13 protein-coding genes and 1 tRNA gene are annotated in these 15,215 nt (G+C 73.4%); 9 read left to right on the top strand and 5 right to left on the bottom strand.

Translation table 11 applies throughout. The features are described from left to right. Positions 1-810, top strand: coding sequence for an alpha/beta fold hydrolase (locus NLX85_RS21640; RefSeq protein ID WP_254337927.1), 810 nt, complete (start codon positions 1-3; stop codon positions 808-810). A gap of 66 nt (positions 811-876) precedes the next feature. Here NLX85_RS21640 and aceE read toward each other — a convergent pair whose 3' ends face one another. Continuing rightward, positions 877-3,621: a pyruvate dehydrogenase (acetyl-transferring), homodimeric type gene (gene aceE, locus NLX85_RS21645; protein WP_308210787.1), complete on the bottom strand. Its 2,745-nt coding sequence runs from the start codon at positions 3,619-3,621 to the stop codon at positions 877-879. A gap of 199 nt (positions 3,622-3,820) precedes the next feature. Here aceE and NLX85_RS21650 point away from each other — a divergent pair, with 199 nt between their 5' ends. Beyond that, entirely contained in the window at positions 3,821-4,225 is a 405-nt protein-coding gene (locus NLX85_RS21650) for a secondary thiamine-phosphate synthase enzyme YjbQ (RefSeq protein ID WP_254337929.1), read from the top strand. A 50-nt stretch (positions 4,226-4,275) separates the two neighbouring features. On the opposite strand, the gene NLX85_RS21655 is transcribed toward NLX85_RS21650, so the two are convergent. After that, the gene (locus NLX85_RS21655) at positions 4,276-5,928 is read right to left on the bottom strand and encodes an alkaline phosphatase (RefSeq protein WP_254337931.1); all 1,653 of its coding nucleotides are present in this window, start codon (positions 5,926-5,928) and stop codon (positions 4,276-4,278) included. 135 nt (positions 5,929-6,063) lie between these two features. Beyond that, positions 6,064-6,834, bottom strand: coding sequence for an AraC family transcriptional regulator (locus tag NLX85_RS21660; protein WP_254337933.1), 771 nt, complete (start codon positions 6,832-6,834; stop codon positions 6,064-6,066). An 87-nt stretch (positions 6,835-6,921) separates the two neighbouring features. Here NLX85_RS21660 and NLX85_RS21665 point away from each other — a divergent pair, with 87 nt between their 5' ends. The 6 genes from NLX85_RS21665 (at position 6,922) to NLX85_RS21690 (ending at position 12,990) form a co-directional block, all read left to right on the top strand. Further along, complete coding sequence (locus NLX85_RS21665; protein WP_254337935.1) at positions 6,922-8,364, top strand: MFS transporter; 1,443 nt, start codon at positions 6,922-6,924, stop codon at positions 8,362-8,364. Positions 8,365-8,390: 26 nt separating this feature from the next. Next, entirely contained in the window at positions 8,391-8,873 is a 483-nt protein-coding gene (locus tag NLX85_RS21670; RefSeq protein WP_254337937.1) for a MarR family winged helix-turn-helix transcriptional regulator, read from the top strand. 63 nt (positions 8,874-8,936) lie between these two features. Further along, on the top strand, positions 8,937-11,744 hold the full coding sequence (locus NLX85_RS21675; RefSeq protein WP_374628185.1) for a thiamine pyrophosphate-dependent enzyme: 2,808 nt from the start codon (positions 8,937-8,939) through the stop codon (positions 11,742-11,744). A gap of 111 nt (positions 11,745-11,855) precedes the next feature. Continuing rightward, complete coding sequence (locus NLX85_RS21680) at positions 11,856-12,293, top strand: DUF3052 domain-containing protein (RefSeq protein WP_091319704.1); 438 nt, start codon at positions 11,856-11,858, stop codon at positions 12,291-12,293. 79 nt (positions 12,294-12,372) lie between these two features. Further along, positions 12,373-12,840, top strand: a complete 468-nt coding sequence (locus NLX85_RS21685; RefSeq protein WP_091269137.1) for a peroxiredoxin — start codon at positions 12,373-12,375, stop codon at positions 12,838-12,840. A gap of 78 nt (positions 12,841-12,918) precedes the next feature. Beyond that, positions 12,919-12,990, top strand: a tRNA-Val gene (locus NLX85_RS21690). Positions 12,991-13,388: 398 nt separating this feature from the next. On the opposite strand, the gene NLX85_RS21695 is transcribed toward NLX85_RS21690, so the two are convergent. Both NLX85_RS21695 and NLX85_RS21700 read right to left on the bottom strand, forming a co-directional pair. After that, positions 13,389-13,739, bottom strand: coding sequence for a DUF6331 family protein (locus tag NLX85_RS21695; protein ID WP_254337941.1), 351 nt, complete (start codon positions 13,737-13,739; stop codon positions 13,389-13,391). Between the two features lie 245 nt (positions 13,740-13,984). Then, complete coding sequence (locus tag NLX85_RS21700) at positions 13,985-14,341, bottom strand: hypothetical protein (protein WP_254337943.1); 357 nt, start codon at positions 14,339-14,341, stop codon at positions 13,985-13,987. A gap of 178 nt (positions 14,342-14,519) precedes the next feature. On the opposite strand from NLX85_RS21700, the gene NLX85_RS21705 reads away from it, so the two are divergent. Continuing rightward, a complete protein-coding gene (locus tag NLX85_RS21705; protein ID WP_254337945.1) occupies positions 14,520-15,173 on the top strand; it encodes a Type 1 glutamine amidotransferase-like domain-containing protein in 654 nt (217 codons plus the stop codon). Positions 15,174-15,215 lie beyond the last annotated feature (42 nt).

Consider the following 15,215-nt stretch of genomic DNA (forward strand, 5'->3'; position numbering starts at 1 on the left):
ATGCGCGTCACGGGACACGGCGGGACCGGGCTCAACGTGGTCGACTTCGGGGGCGACGGCCCCGGCATCCTGCTGCTGCACGGGCTCACCGGTCGAGCCGCCAACTGGACGGCCACCGCCCGCTGGCTCACCCGCCACGGCCGGGTGGTGGGCTACGACGCCCGCGGGCACGGCCACAGCGACAAGCCCGACGGCCCGTACGACCGGGCGGCGTACGTCGGCGACGCGACGGCGGTGATCGAGGCGCTCGACCTCGGCCCGGCGCTGGTGGTCGGCCACTCGATGGGCGGCCTCACCGCCTGGCAGCTCGCCGGCGCCCGGCCGGACCTGGTCCGCGGCGTGGTGATCGCCGACATGAACCCGGTGACCCCGCCCGACCTGGTCGACCGCTGGCGTCGGTGGCTGGCCGACTGGCCGGTGCCCTTCCCCACCCTCGCCGACGTGCGGGACTACTTCGGCGCCGCACGGCGCACCGAGGGGGAGTCCTTCGTGGAGGTGATGGCCGGCGGCCCGGACGGCTGGCGCCCGCTGGCCCGCCCCGCGCACCTGCTCGCCTCCCTGGCGCACTGGGCGGACCGCGACCACCGGCCGGAACTCGGCTCGGTCCGTTGCCCGGCGCTCGTGGTGGCCGGGGCGGAGAGCGACCAGCCGGTCGACCGCCAGCGGGAGATGGCCGCGCTGCTGCCCGACGGCCGGTTCGCGCTGGTGCCCGACGCCGGGCACGTCCTGCACTACGACAACCCGGCCGGCTGGCGCGCCGCCGTCGAGCCCTTCATCGCCGCCCTGACCCCGGCCGGCGCGTCGGCGTGAGTGCCGGCGGAAGGCGGCGAAGGGGCCCGGCGCTTCGCGCGCCGGGCCCCTGTCGTGCCGTACGGGTCAGCTGTCGCCGCCGGTCTCCCCGACCGGAGCGGCGTTGACGTCGTCCAGGGCGTACTTCTTGGCGGCCTCGGCCGGCACGTGGGTCGGCACGGCGCCGCGCAGGGCGAGCTGGCGCAGCGTCGCGACGGCCACCGACTCGGCGTCCACGTGGAAGTGGCGGCGCAGCGCGTGCCGGGTGTCCGACATGCCGAAGCCGTCGGTGCCGAGCGAGGTGTAGTCGCCGGGCACCCAGCGGGCGATCAGGTCCGGCACCGCGCGCATCCAGTCGCTCACCGCGACCTTCGGCCCGTCGGCGTCGGCCAGCTTCCGCTGGATGTACGGCACCCGCTGCTCGCCGCCCGGGTTGAGCAGGTTGTGTTCCTCGCACTCCACCGCGTCCCGCCGCAGCTCGGTCCAGGACGTCACCGACCAGACGTCGGCGGCCACCCCCCAGTCCTCGGCGAGGAGCTTCTGCGCCTTGAGCGCCCACTGCATGCCCGTGCCGGAGGCCAGGATGTTGGCCTTCGGCGCGTCCCCGTCGACCTGCGGGGCCGGCGAGTAGCGGTAGATGCCCTTGACGATGCCCTCGACGTCCACGCCCTCCGGCTCGGCCGGCTGGAAGATCGGCTCGTTGTAGACGGTGAGGTAGTAGAAGATGTTCTCCTGCGCCTCGCCGTACATCCGGTGCAGGCCGTTCTCCATGATGTGCGAGATCTCGAAGGCGAACGCCGGGTCGTAGGCGGCCACCGCCGGGTTGGTGGCGGCGAGCAGCAGCGAGTGGCCGTCCTCGTGCTGGAGGCCCTCACCGTTGAGCGTGGTCCGGCCGGCGGTCGCGCCGAGCAGGAAGCCCCGCGCCATCTGGTCGGCCGCGGCCCAGAGCCCGTCGCCGGTCCGCTGGAACCCGAACATCGAGTAGAAGATGTAGAGCGGGATCATCGGCTCGTCGTGCGTGGCGTAGGACGTGCCGGCCGCGGTGAACGAGGCGACCGAGCCGGCCTCGTTGATCCCCTCGTGCAGGATCTGGCCGGTGGTGGCCTCCTTGTAGGACAGGAACAGCTCCCGGTCCACCGAGGTGTACCGCTGGCCGTGCGGCGAGTAGATCTTCGCCGTCGGGAAGAGCGAGTCCATGCCGAAGGTGCGGGCCTCGTCCGGGATGATCGGCACCCAGCGCTTGCCGAACTCCTTGTCCTTCATCAGGTCCTTGAGCAGGCGGACGAAGGCCATGGTGGTGGCCACCTTCTGCTTGCCCGAGCCGCGCTTGACGTCGGCGAAGCGCTCGGCGCCCGGGATCTGCAGCGTCTTGCCGGTGGTCCGGCGGGTCGGCAGGTAGCCGCCGAGCTGCTTGCGCCGCTCGTGCAGGTACTCGATCTCGTCGGACTTCTCGCCCGGGTGGAAGTACGGCGGGAGGTACGGGTTGTCCTCCAGCTGCTTGTCCGGGATGTCGAGGTAGAGCCGGTCGCGGAAGAGCTTGAGGTCCTCCAGCGTCAGCTTCTTCATCTGGTGGGTGGCGTTGCGGGCCTCGAAGTGCGAGCCCAGCGTCCAGCCCTTGATGGTCTTGGCCAGGATCACCGTCGGCTGGCCGGTGTGCTCCATGGCCGCCTTGTAGGCCGCGTAGAGCTTCCGGTAGTCGTGGCCACCCCGCTTGAGGTTCCAGATCTCGTCGTCGCTGAGGTGCTCGACCATCTTGCGGGTCCGCGGGTCGCGGCCGAAGAAGTGCTCCCGGACGTACGCCCCGGACTCCGCCTTGTAGGTCTGGTAGTCACCGTCGGGCGTGGTGTTCATGAGGTTGACCAGGGCGCCGTCGGTGTCCGCCGCGAGCAGCGGGTCCCACTCCCGGCCCCAGACCACCTTGATGACGTTCCAGCCGGCGCCCCGGAAGAACGCCTCCAGCTCCTGCATGACCTTGCCGTTGCCGCGGACCGGGCCGTCCAGCCGCTGCAGGTTGCAGTTGATCACGAAGGTGAGGTTGTCCAGCTCCTCGCGGGCGGCCACGCCGATCGCGCCGAGCGACTCGACCTCGTCCATCTCGCCGTCGCCGAGGAACGCCCAGACGTGCTGCTGGGAGGTGTCCTTGATGCCGCGGTGCTGCAGGTAGCGGTTGAACCGTGCCTGGTAGATCGCGTTCATGGGCCCGAGGCCCATCGAGACGGTGGGGAACTCCCAGAAGTCCGACATCAGCCGCGGGTGCGGGTAGGACGGCAGCGCGCCACCCGGGTGCGACAGCTCCTGCCGGAAGCCGTCGAGCTGGTCGGCGCTGAGCCGCCCCTCCAGGAAGGCCCGCGCGTACATGCCGGGGGAGGCGTGGCCCTGGTAGAAGATGTGGTCGCCGCCACCGGGGTGGTCCTTGCCCCGGAAGAAGTGGTTGAAGCCCACCTCGTAGAGGGACGCCGAGCTGGCGAAGGTGGAGATGTGGCCGCCCACGCCGATCTCGGGCCGCTGCGCCCGGTGCACCAGCATGGCGGCGTTCCACCGGATGTACGCCCGGATCCGCCGCTCGATGTGCTCATCGCCCGGGAACCAGGGCTCGCGCTCCGGCGGGATGCTGTTGATGTAGTCGGTGGTGGTCAGGGACGGCACCCCGACCTGCCGCTCGCGGGCCCGCTCCAGCAGGCGCAGCATGACGTAGCGGGCGCGCTTGGTTCCGCGCTCGTCGATGACACCGTCAAGCGACTCGACCCATTCGCTGGTTTCGTCAGGGTCGATGTCCGGAAGCTGGCTCGGCAGACCAGCGGTGATCACCGGGCGCTTGCGTTCCGTAGCCACAGGCGTTCCCTCGGTTCTGTGTGGGATAGGTCTCTAGCGCCATCCTGCCCCCTGGTGGCGCTCGTCGTCACGTCTCCCTCCCCCAGACGCGACGCTGAACACAGGTACTCGCCAGTAACTTTGCGCGACCGTCGGGGTACGCGGGACCGGGCGGCGGCCCCGGCGGCGGTTGTCGCCCGGTTGCGGCAGAATGCGCCGTATGCGTAGTGAGGTGATCACCGTCCAGACCGGGTCGCGGCCGACCGTCCGGGACATCACCAGCGAGGCCGAGGGGTTCGTCGCCGGGCAGGGGGACGGCCTGCTGCACGTCTTCGTGCCGCACGCCACCGCCGGGCTGGCGATCATCGAGACCGGCTCCGGCTCGGACGACGACCTGCTGCGGGCGCTCGACGCCCTGCTCCCCGCCGACGACCGCTGGCGGCACCGGCACGGCTCGCCCGGGCACGGCCGGGATCACGTGCTGCCGGCCCTCGTCCCCCCGTACGCCACCCTGCCGGTGCTCGGCGGGCGGCTCCAGCTCGGCACCTGGCAGTCGATCTGCCTTGTCGACACCAACGGCGACAACCCGAGCCGGCAGGTCCGCTTCTCCTTCCTGCCCGGCTGAGCCGGCGGCGGCCGCCCGGGTCCGGACGGCCACCGCGTACCGCCCCGGGGTCAGGGGCGGACGGTCTCCGACTCCACCGTCTGCCGGCCCAGGTCGGCCGCAGCCTCCGGGGCCAGGCTCCGGGCGGCGGCCGGCGGCCGGTCGTACGTGAGGTTCAGGCCCGGCACCCGGTCCTCGATGACGAAGGTGGCCCGGGTGTGCGCGGGCGCGTCCGGCCGGCTCACGTACGGCAGCACGTCGAAGTTCGCGGCGAGCTGGGCCGGGGTGATCGTGGTGCGGACGTAGCCGCGCAGGTTGTTCTGGAAGCGCAGGTGCGGGTTGAACCTCAGCCACGGGTGCGAACCGGTGGCCGAGTCCGCGCCGTCGCCGCCGGAGGTGATCGAGGAGCAGACCAGCTCGCTGCCGACCGTGCGGGAGGTCGGTTCGGCGTAGTCCAGCTTGAGGTCGCTGGCCCAGTGCGCGTGCACGTCGCCGGTGAGCACCACGGGGTTGCGCACCCCGGCGGCCACCCAGCCCCGGGTGATCCGGTCCCGGGAGGCGACGTACCCGTCCCAGGCGTCCATGCTGGTCACCGTGAGCGGGCCGGAGTTGTTGTCCCGCTGGGCGAAGAAGACCTGCTGGCCGAGGATGTCCCAGCGGGCCTCGGAACGGCGGAACCCGTCCAGCAGCCAGGCCTCCTGCTCGGCGCCGGTGATGGACCGGGCCGGGTCGTACGCGGCCGCGCAGTCCTTGTAGCCGTCGCCGCAGCCCTGGTCGTCCCGGTACTGCCGGGTGTCGAGCATGTGGAAGGTGGCCAGCCGGCCCCAGCGCACCCGCCGGTAGAGCTGCATGTCGATGCCGCGCGGGATCGAGGTGCGCCGCAGCGGCATGTTCTCGTAGTACGCCTGGAACGCCGCCGCCCGCCGGGCCGGGAAGTCCGGGTCCGGCGCCTCGGGCACCTCGTCGGCCCAGTTGTTCTCCACCTCGTGGTCGTCGAAGACCACCACCCAGGGCGCGACCGCGTGCGCCGCCTGGAGGTCGGCGTCGGTCTTGTACTGGGCGTGCCGCTGCCGGTAGTTGGCAAGCGTCCGGGTCTCCGGTCCCTCGTGGTCGCGCGGGTTGCCGCCCGGCACCGTGTAGGTGTCCGGCGCGTACTCGTACTGGTAGTCGCCGAGGTGCAGGATCAGCTCCGGTTCGGTCTCGGCCAGCCGCCGGTAGGCCGTGAAGTAGCCGTGCTCGTACTGGGAGCAGGAGACGAAGCCCATGGCCAGCGCCGACGGCAGGGCCCACGGCGGCGGCGCCGTGCGGGTGCGCCCGACCGGGGAGATCCACCGCTCGGCCCGGAACCGGTAGAAGTACTCCCGGCCGGGGAGCAGACCGTCCAGCTCGACGTGCACGCTGTGCGCCGACTCCGGGCGGGCCGGCTCGGCGCCGCGGCGGACCACGTGCCGGAAGTTCTCGTCGGCGGCCAGTTCCCAGTGCACCGGCACCACCCGGGACGGCATCCCGCCCAGGCCGTCCTCGGCGAGCGGTTCGGGGGCCAGCCGGGTCCACAGCACGAAGCCCTCGTGGTCCGGGTCGCCGGAGGCCACCCCGAGGGTGAACGGGTCGCTGCGCAGCGGGCCGGCGGCCGCCGCGCCGGCCACGGCCGGCAGCCCGGTCACCGCTCCGGCGGCGCCGAGCGCCGCGCCGCTGAGCAGGATGGTACGTCGGGACAGTGCCATCGGTTTCCTCCCCGGAGTCCGGTTCCTCGACTCCGGGCAGCCTCGCGACCGTCGATGTCCGCCAGGTGGCCGGCAGGCGACCGGGGACGGCACTTCTTGCCGAACAGCGGCCGGCGGCGGGAACGTCGCGCCGGCTCAGCCCAGCAGCCGGCGCAGCCGGCCCGGGGTGTGGCCCAGCTGGGCCCGGACCGTGCGGGTCAGGTGGGCCTGGTCGGCGAAGCCCAGCTCGGCGGCCAGGCCGGCCAGGCTCTCGGCGCCCTCCTCGAGCCGGTCGAGGAGGCGCCCGACCCGCAGCCGGTTGCGGTAGCGGGTCAGCGGCACCCCGACCCGGGCCTGGAACTCCCGGCTGAGCCGGTAGGGCGAGACCCCGAGCGCGCGGGCCAGCGGCAGCAGCCCGGCGGCCTCGGGAGCGCCGTCGTGCAGGGCGGCCCGGGCGCGCTCGACCAGCCGCCGGTCCCGCCCGCCCCCGCCCGCCGCCGGTCCGGTGGCCCCGCCGACCAGCCGGACGAGCCGCTCGGCCGCCGCGTGGTCGGGGTCGGCGGTGGCCCGCAGCAGCAGCCGGTGGGCCAGGTCCACGCGGGCGTCGACGTGCACCACGGGCGGCACCGGCCGGTCCGCGAACAGCTCCCGCCACAGCCGCTCCGACAGGTGCACCGAGGTGCAGTCGTCCCCGCCCGCCGGGTGGGCGAAGCGCTCCTCCTCACCGGGCACGGTCAGGTAGGCCAGGGTCGGCTCGACGAACTCGGCCCCGCCGCGCCCGGCCCGGCGGAAGCCGCCGCGACGGGTCAGCACCAGGCCGTACGCGGTGGCCGGCTCGGGCGCGGACCACCCGATGTGGTCGTCCCGGCACCGCACCACGGTGATCGAGAAGTCCGGGTGCGCCAGCACCGGCACGGCGGTACGCATGCCGGTCAGCGTAGGCCGACCGGGTGACAGGACCGTCCCGCAAGGATCGACAAGACCGCCGGCCGCCCGGCCGGCAGGGTGGCCGTCGTGACCGAGTCGAACCGCCGGACCGCCGCCCTGCTCACCGTCCTGCTCACCGGGCAGGCGATGGCCTCCATGGACACCTCCATCGCGGCCGTGGCCGCGCCCGCGATCCGCGCCGACCTGGCCGGGCCGCCGGCCGTGCAGCAGCTCGTGCTGGCCGGCTACACCCTCACCTTCGCCGTGCTCGTGGTGGTCGGGGCCCGGCTCGGCGCCCGGCACGGCAGTCCGCGCGTCTTCCTGCTCGGCCTGGCCGGGTTCACCCTCGCCTCGCTGGCCTGCGGCCTGGCCCCGGGGCCGGTCGCGCTGGTGCTGGCCCGGGTGGCCCAGGGCGCGGCCGGCGCGCTGATGGTGCCGCAGGTGCTGTCGCTGATCCAGTCGGCGGTCCCGGCCGCGGCCCGCGCGCGGGCGATCGGGGCGTACTCGATGGTGCTGGCCCTCGGCGTGGCCGCCGGGCAGGTCCTCGGCGGGCTGCTGGTGACCCTCGACCTCGGCGGGCTGACCTGGCGGCTCGCCTTCCTGGTCAACGTGCCGGTCGGCGTGGTGCTCCAGCTCGCCGGGCGCCGGGTCCTCGCCGGCCTGCCGGCCGACCCGCCCCGGCGCGGGCCGCTGGACCTTCCGGGCGCGTTCCTGCTCGCCGCCGCGATGCTCACCGTGGTGCTGCCGCTGGTCCTCGGCGGGGACCTCGGCTGGCCGGGGTGGGTCCGGGCCGCCGTGGCCGCCGCCGGCGCCGCCGGACTGCGGCTCTTCCTCGGGTACGAGGCCGGGCGCGCCCGCCGCGACGCCGCCCCGCTGCTGGACGTGGCGGTGCTGCGCCACCCCGGAGTGCCGGCCGGGCTGCTCGCCTGCTGCGTGGTGATGGGCTGCTACGCGGGCTTCCTGTTCGTGCTCACCCTGCGGCTCCAGGACGGGCTGGGCTTCACCGCGCTGGCGGCGGGACTGGCCTTCCTCCCGTACGCCTCGGGTTTCGCCCTGTGCGGCCTGGCGGTGGCACGGCTGCCGGAGCGGGCCCGGGCGGTGCTGCCGGTCGCCGGCCCTCCGGTGCTGGCGGCGGTCGTGGTGGCGCTGGCGGGGCTCGCCACGGCGGGCTGGCCGTGGCCGGCGGGCAGCGTGCTGCTGGTGGCCGGCGGGGCGGCGCACGCGGCGGCGTTCAGCCCGCTGGTCACCCGCCTCACCGCCGTCGTGCCGGCCGGTGCCGCCGCGGCGCTCTCCGCGGCCGTCTCCACCGGCACGCTGCTCGCCGCCGTGCTGGGGGTGACCCTGGTCGGCGGCCTGCACCTCACCCTGGGCGCGGCCGGCCGGCACGGCCCGGCGCTCACCCTGCCCCCGGCGCTCCTGACCGCCGGCCTGCTGCTGGCCGGCGCCGTCGCCGCCCGGCGGGCCACCCGCCCGGCGCCGGACACCCGGCCGGTCCCGAGCGGTACCGGGGTCGTCGGCTCGCGGCCGTGACCAGGGCCGCACGTAGCATGGGAGACATGGCGCAGTCCACCGTCCCCACCGCCGGCTCCGACGCGGGCGACCGCTCCGGCCTGGCCGGCGACGCGGTGCGCCGGATCATGCACATCGCCTCGGCCATGCGGCACTACCAGGACGAGGAGATCGCCGCCCTGGGGCTCACCCCGGCGGCCGCCCGCGCCCTGCACGAGCTGGACCCCGACCGCCCGCTGCCCGCCCGTGACCTCGCCGAGCAGTTGCGCTGCGACCGCTCCAACGTCACCGCGCTTGTCGACAAGCTGGAGCAGGCCGGGCTGGTGGAGCGGCGGGTCGACCCGGCCGACCGGCGGCAGAAGACGCTTGTGGTGACGGCGGAGGGCCGGCGGGTCCGGGAACGGGTCCGGCTGGTGATGTCCGACTCCCGACTGCTCGGCGGGCTCACCACCGGAGAGCTGGCCACCCTGCGTGAGCTGGTCTGGAAGGTCTCCGACGGCGGTTGCCCGGAGCAGTGCGGGGAGTCCTGACCCCGGCCGGGCGGAACGTGTCCGACTGGGCGAGGTGGGCTCCGGTCGGTAATGCTGTCCGACGTGAGCACCCCGCAAGATCTCGACGACCGGTTCCGGGCGGCCCTCACCGCGCTCGGCGCCCCCGCCCAGCGGCGTGCCCTCGGTGAACCGCTGCCCGGCGGCGCGCCGCTGACCGGGGCGCAGGCGCTGGCCCTGTTCGACGCCCAGCTGACCAGCCGGCTGCTCGACCTCGCCGGGCGCTGGCTGCGCAGCTTCGGCGAGGGCTACTACACGATCGGCTCCGCCGGCCACGAGGGCAACGCCGCGGTGGCCGCCGCGCTGCGGCCGACCGATCCCGCCCTGCTGCACTACCGCTCCGGGGCCTTCTACTGCCTGCGCGCCGCCCAGGCGGCGGGCGCCTTCCCGGCCGGCCCGGCGGTCCCCGACGCCGCCGGTCCGGCCGCCCTGATCCCCGACCCGCGTAGCCCCGGCGACGACGGCGCGGACGCGGCGCTCGACGCCGGCACGCCGGACCCCGAGGGGGTCACGGCAACCCGGGCGGCCGACCCCGACGCTGATCCGTCCGACTCCGGCGTTGCCTCGTCCGACTCCGGCGTTGCCTTGTCCGACTCCGGCGTTGCCCGGTCCGGAACGGGCGCTGATCCGTCCGTCCCCGGTGAGGGCCCGTCCGACCCCGGGGCGGGTCCGTCCGGCGCCGGGGCGGATGCGGACGTGGAGATCGGGTCCGGCGAGGCGACGTCGACGTCGACGGAGGCGCCACTGGTCGACGGCGGCGGGGCGCCGGGCGGCTCCCTTCGGGCCGGTGCCGGTGCCGGTGCCGAGGTCGAGGTCGAGGTCGAGGCGGAGAGCCTGCCGGCCGGCGCCGGTGTGGCCGTGGACGCCGCCGGGTCGGCGACGGCCGGCGTACCCGAACTGCCGTTGCCGGACCCCGACGACGCCTACGCGGCCGCGGCGCGCGACGTGCTGCGCGGGATGGTGGCCTCCGCGGAGGAGCCGATCGCCGGGGGCCGGCACAAGGTGTTCGGCCGGGCCGACCTCGCGGTCGTCCCGACCACCTCCACGATCGCCTCGCACCTGCCCCGGGCGGTCGGCATGGGCCTCGCCCTGGAACGGCTGCGCCGTAACGGCCGGCGGCCCGACGGGGACGCGCCCTGGCCGCCGGACGCCATCGTGGTCTGCTCGTTCGGCGACGCCTCGGTCAACCACGCCAGCGCCACGGCGGCGTTCAACACCGCCGGCTGGTACGACCACACCGGGCTGCGCATCCCGGTCCTCTTCGTCTGCGAGGACAACGGGCTCGGCATCAGCGTGCGCTCACCGCGGGGTTGGGTGGCCGCGACCCTGCGGGCCAGGCCGGGAATCCGCTACTTCGCCGCCGACGGCACGGACGTGGCCGAGGCGTACCGGGTGGCGGGGGAGGCGGCGGCCTGGGTACGCCGGCACCGGCGGCCGGCCGTGCTGCACCTGAGCACCGTGCGGCTGATGGGCCACGCCGGCGCGGACGCGGAGACTGCGTACCGGAGCCCGGCCGAGATCGCCGCGGACGTGGCGCGGGACCCGCTGCTGGCCACCGCCCGGCGGCTGGTCGAGGCCGGTTACGCCACCGGCGAGGAACTGCTGGCCCGGTACGACGAGCGCGGCTGGCAGATCCGCCGGCTCGCCGAGGAGGTGCTGGACGAGCCGAAGCTGGCCTCCCCGGTCGACGTGGTGGCCGAACTGGCCCCGCGCCGACCGGTCCGCATCTCCCGGGCGGTCGCCGACGCGGGGACGCGGGCGGCGGGCCCGGCCGCCGGCGCCCGGACGGAGGCGTTCGGCGGCAGGCTGCCCGAACTGGCCGGCTCGCTCACCCTGGCGCAGAGCATCAACGCGGCGCTGGCCGACGGGATGCTCGACCACCCCGGGATGGCCGTCTTCGGCGAGGACGTGGCCGCCAAGGGCGGGGTGTACGGGGTGACCAAGGGCCTGCGGGACAGGTTCGGGGCGGCGCGCGTCTTCGACACGCTGCTGGACGAGACCTCGATCCTCGGGCTCGCGCTGGGCGCGGGCGTGGCCGGGATGCTGCCGGTGCCGGAGATCCAGTACCTCGCGTACCTGCACAACGCCGAGGACCAGATCCGGGGCGAGGCCGCGACCATGCGGTTCTTCTCCCGGGGAGCCTTCCGCAACCCCATGGTGGTCCGGGTCGCCGGGCTGGCGTACCAGGAGGGGTTCGGCGGCCACTTCCACAACGACAACTCGGTGGCCGTGCTCCGCGACGTGCCGGGGCTGGTCATCGCGGTGCCGGCCCGCCCGGACGACGCCGCGCCGATGCTGCGTACCTGCCTGGCCGCCGCCGCGGTGGACGGCGCGGTCAGCGTCTTCCTGGAGCCGATCGCGCTCTACCACACCCGCGACCTCTACACCGACGGCGACGGCGAGTGGCTGGCCGAGTACGCCGAGCCCGGCGCCTGGGCCGGCCGCCACGTGCCGATCGGCCGCGCCCGCGTCTACGGGGTCGGCTCGGCCGAGGACCTCACCATCATCACCTTCGGCAACGGCGTCCGGATGTCGCTGCGCGCGGCGGCCACCCTGGCGGACGAGGGGATCGGCAGCCGGGTGGTGGACCTACGCTGGCTGGCCCCGCTGCCCGTGGCGGACATCATCCGGGAGGCCTCGGCCACCGGCCGGGTGCTTGTCGTCGACGAGACCCGCCGCTCGGGCGGGGTGGGTGAGGGCGTGATCGCCGCGCTGGTCGACGGCGGGTACGTGGGCACGGCGCGCCGAGTGGCCGGACTTGACTCGTTTGTACCATTAGGTCCGGCAGCGCGTCAGGTTCTGGTCTCCGAGGAAGCCATCACCCAGGGTGCCCGTACGCTGCTGGCACGGTAAATTCCGTTCCACCCGGTGCGCCACTTGCGCGGCGAGCCACAACTGTGTGGACTGGGCCCGACGGCGTCGGACGACGTCACGAGCAAGGATGAGATGAGGAGGCACGCGACAGTGAGCGCGACCGCTGGTCAGGCCGCCGACGGGGTACGCAGCCTGGCGGACCGGTTCGGGATCGAGCCGGGGATGGTCGTCATGGAGATGGGCTACGACGACGACGTCGACCAGGATCTCCGGGACGCCCTGACCGACCGCTGTGGAGAGCTGGTCGACGAGGACACCGACGAGGTGGTCGACTCGGTTCTCGTCTGGTACCGCGACGGCGACGGCGACCTCTTCGAGCTCCTCGTCGACGCCCTCGGACCGCTGGCCGACAACGGCGTGGTCTGGCTCCTGACCCCCAAGGCCGGTCGCGACGGCCACGTCGAGCCGAGCGAGGTCGCGGAGAGCGCGCAGACCGCCGGCCTCCAGCAGACCTCCACCATCAACGCGGGCCGCGACTGGAGCGGCGCCCGCCTCGTGCTCCGCCGCGGGTCCAAGGGCAAGAAGTAGGGCCCGGCCCGCGTCCCGGCGGCCGGCGTCGCCGGGTGTGGCAGGCTGATCATCTCCAGACCCGATCCAAGGAGCTCGCATGCCCATCGAGGTTGGCGCCGAGGCGCCGGACTTCGTGCTCAAGGACCAGAACAACCAGGAGGTCCGGCTCGCCGACTTCCGCGGCCGGCGCACCGTGCTGCTGGTCTTCTACCCGCTCGCCTTCACCGGCATCTGCCAGGGCGAGCTGTGCGAGGTGCGGGACAACCTGAACGAGTACGTCAACGACGACGTCCAGGTGCTGACCGTCAGCGTCGACTCGGTGTACGCCCACAAGATCTGGGCCGACCGGGAGGGCTACCAGTTCCCGCTGCTGGCCGACTTCTGGCCGCACGGCGCGGTGGCCCAGGCGTACGGCGTCTTCAACGACGTCGCGGGCATCGCCAACCGGGGCACCTTCGTCATCGACAAGGCCGGCGTCGTCCGGTTCGCCGAGATGAACATGCCCGGTGAGGCCCGGGACCAGCAGGGCTGGCGCAAGGCCCTGGCCGAGGCCGTCGCCGCCTGATCCCCCCGGGCACGTCGTTCGACCGGGTCGGAGGCCGGCAGGTAAGCTTGCCGCTCCGGCCCGCCGTACGGGCGTTCCGGGCGCGTAGCTCAGTGGGAGAGCACTCGCCTTACAAGCGAGGGGTCGCAGGTTCGAAACCTGCCGCGCCCACCCATCTCTACCAGCGAAAACCGCCCCGAGAAGATCAGATCCCGGGGCGGTGACAGCCACGAGGCTGCGAGAGTCGCCCGTCGAGCTTGCCGAGCGCCTGCCGCATGACGTCGAGGTTGGCGTGCGAGTAGAGCTTGAGGGTGATCTTCACGTCGGCGTGCCGGGGCGATGGCCTGGACGACGTGCGGCGGGACGCCCAGCTCCATCAGCAGTGACACGACCGTGTGCCGCAGGTCGTGCAGCCGGGGGTGTCCGCCGGTGGTCAGCTCCGGCCCGGGAGGGCCGGGTCCGTGCCGGGCGAGGTTGGGTCAACTGCGCCACTGTGGCGGTGTCCGCCGGCGGCGCGGCCCGTGACACGAAGGCCGACTCCGCCTGTTCCGGCAGCGTCCGTACGTGCGTCAAGGCCCGCTTGACGAGCGGGGCTCAGACGCGTCCCCGGCCGCGAGTCCCGCGTCGAACGCGGCCAGGAAGTCCAGCAACTGACGCCGCCCGGCATCGTCGTGCGTGCGATGGTTCAGGAATGTCGACGTGACGCGATGTGAGCGGTCCTCGACCACCTCGATCAGCTCGGCGAGTTGAAGCCGAGCCTCGACCACCGCGACCGCCCCCACCCGACGGCACCACGCCTCAATGAGGGCGGGATCGGTGGAGACGGCGTCGATCCCGCAGCACCCGCGGACACACTCGACCTCGCAAAAGATGATGCACTTGCTCAGGGGCGACGGTATTTCGACCGACACGTCCGCCATTGCCGCTCCTTCCGCTGAGACCGCTGCAACGGTGACGGGTGGCCGATGCTAGCGCCGTCACCGAACCGCACTCCTACGAATTTGGCGGCCATCAACGTCTGATACCCGGGCTGGGTGGCCAACTGAGTGACGACGGGCGCGGGCAACGCCGGACGTCCGTGGACGTCGGTGGACCGCTCGGACCGCGCAGCCCTGCTGCTGGGCGCAGTTCGTTGCCGGCTGGTGGTTCCTTCACACCGAACGAGTCATCCGGCGAGTTCGCGTACAAGGCTTGTTCCGTCGTCGCTCCACAGTTCAATCGAGTAGCGCAGGCCCAAACCCGCGAGGACGGCACCGAGTTCGTCTACGCGGGACGGATCAACGACGCCGCTGAAGAGGCGTTCATCGGGTGACCGCTCGACCAGTTCGATGCACGCCCACTCTTGCTCGACCTCATAGTCGGTCCACGAGCTTGCGCGGGCGCGCCAGCCTGCACGCACGAACATCTCTGCCAGGACCTTCGCCCTCGGGGCCTGCGGGAGGCGGCCGTGGACGTTGTTGCCGAGAACGGCTAGATGGTCGGCAAGACGCGGCCCGGGGGTACCGCCAGAAGTGATCTCCATGTTTTCCCGAACCTCCGTCGTGCCCGTTCCGTGCCCGACCCAATGGTCAACACCTGCGAGGGTTTGAGGGGTCGCAGCGGCGATGAGTTTCGCTACGGTGTCCAGTCTGTACTCCCGTGCGCCCCTTTCCCGACTCTCGGGGAGAGCGTTTCATCACCTCTACGTACAGGAGGCAAGCGTGAAGCTTCTTCTCACGTCCGCAGGCGTCCAGAACCCGAGCATCCGCGATGCGCTGGTCGACCTGCTGGGCAAGCCGATCGCCGAATCCAGTGCCCTCTGCATCCCTACGGCGGTCCACCCCATGGGCGGGCCAGCCTCGGCCTGGCGCTTCATCACCGGTCAGACGCCGCTACCCATGTGCGGCCTGGGCTGGAAGTCGCTGGGCGTCCTCGAGCTGACAGCGCTGCCCAGCATCGGCGAGGAGCGGTGGGTCCCCTGGGTCCGGGAGGCTGACGTCATGCTCGTGGCCGGCGGCGATGCCACGTACCTGTGCCACTGGATGCGGCAGTCCGGGCTGGCGGACCTCCTGCCGTCACTGCGGGACACCGTCTGGGTGGGGTTGAGTGCGGGGAGCATGGTGCTGACCCCCCGGATCGGTGCAGACTTCGTCGAGTGGCAGTCCGCGCCCGACGACCGCACACTGGGGGTCGTCGACTTCTCGATCTTCCCGCACCTGGGTCTCGAGCCGGACAACACCATGGCTGGTGCCGAGAAATGGGCGGCCGAGATCGCGGGTCCGGCGTACGCAATCGACGACGAGACGGCCATCAAGGTGACCGACGGCGCCGTCGAGGTCGTCTCCGAGGGGCACTGGAAGCGGTTCCCCGCGTAGCCGCGGGCCAACAGTGATCGGCGTGGCGAAGCGCCAGCTCAT

This window comes from Micromonospora sp. A3M-1-15, from assembly GCF_024213425.1.
In the GTDB taxonomy this organism is placed as follows: Bacteria; Actinomycetota; Actinomycetes; order Mycobacteriales; family Micromonosporaceae; genus Micromonospora; species Micromonospora chersina.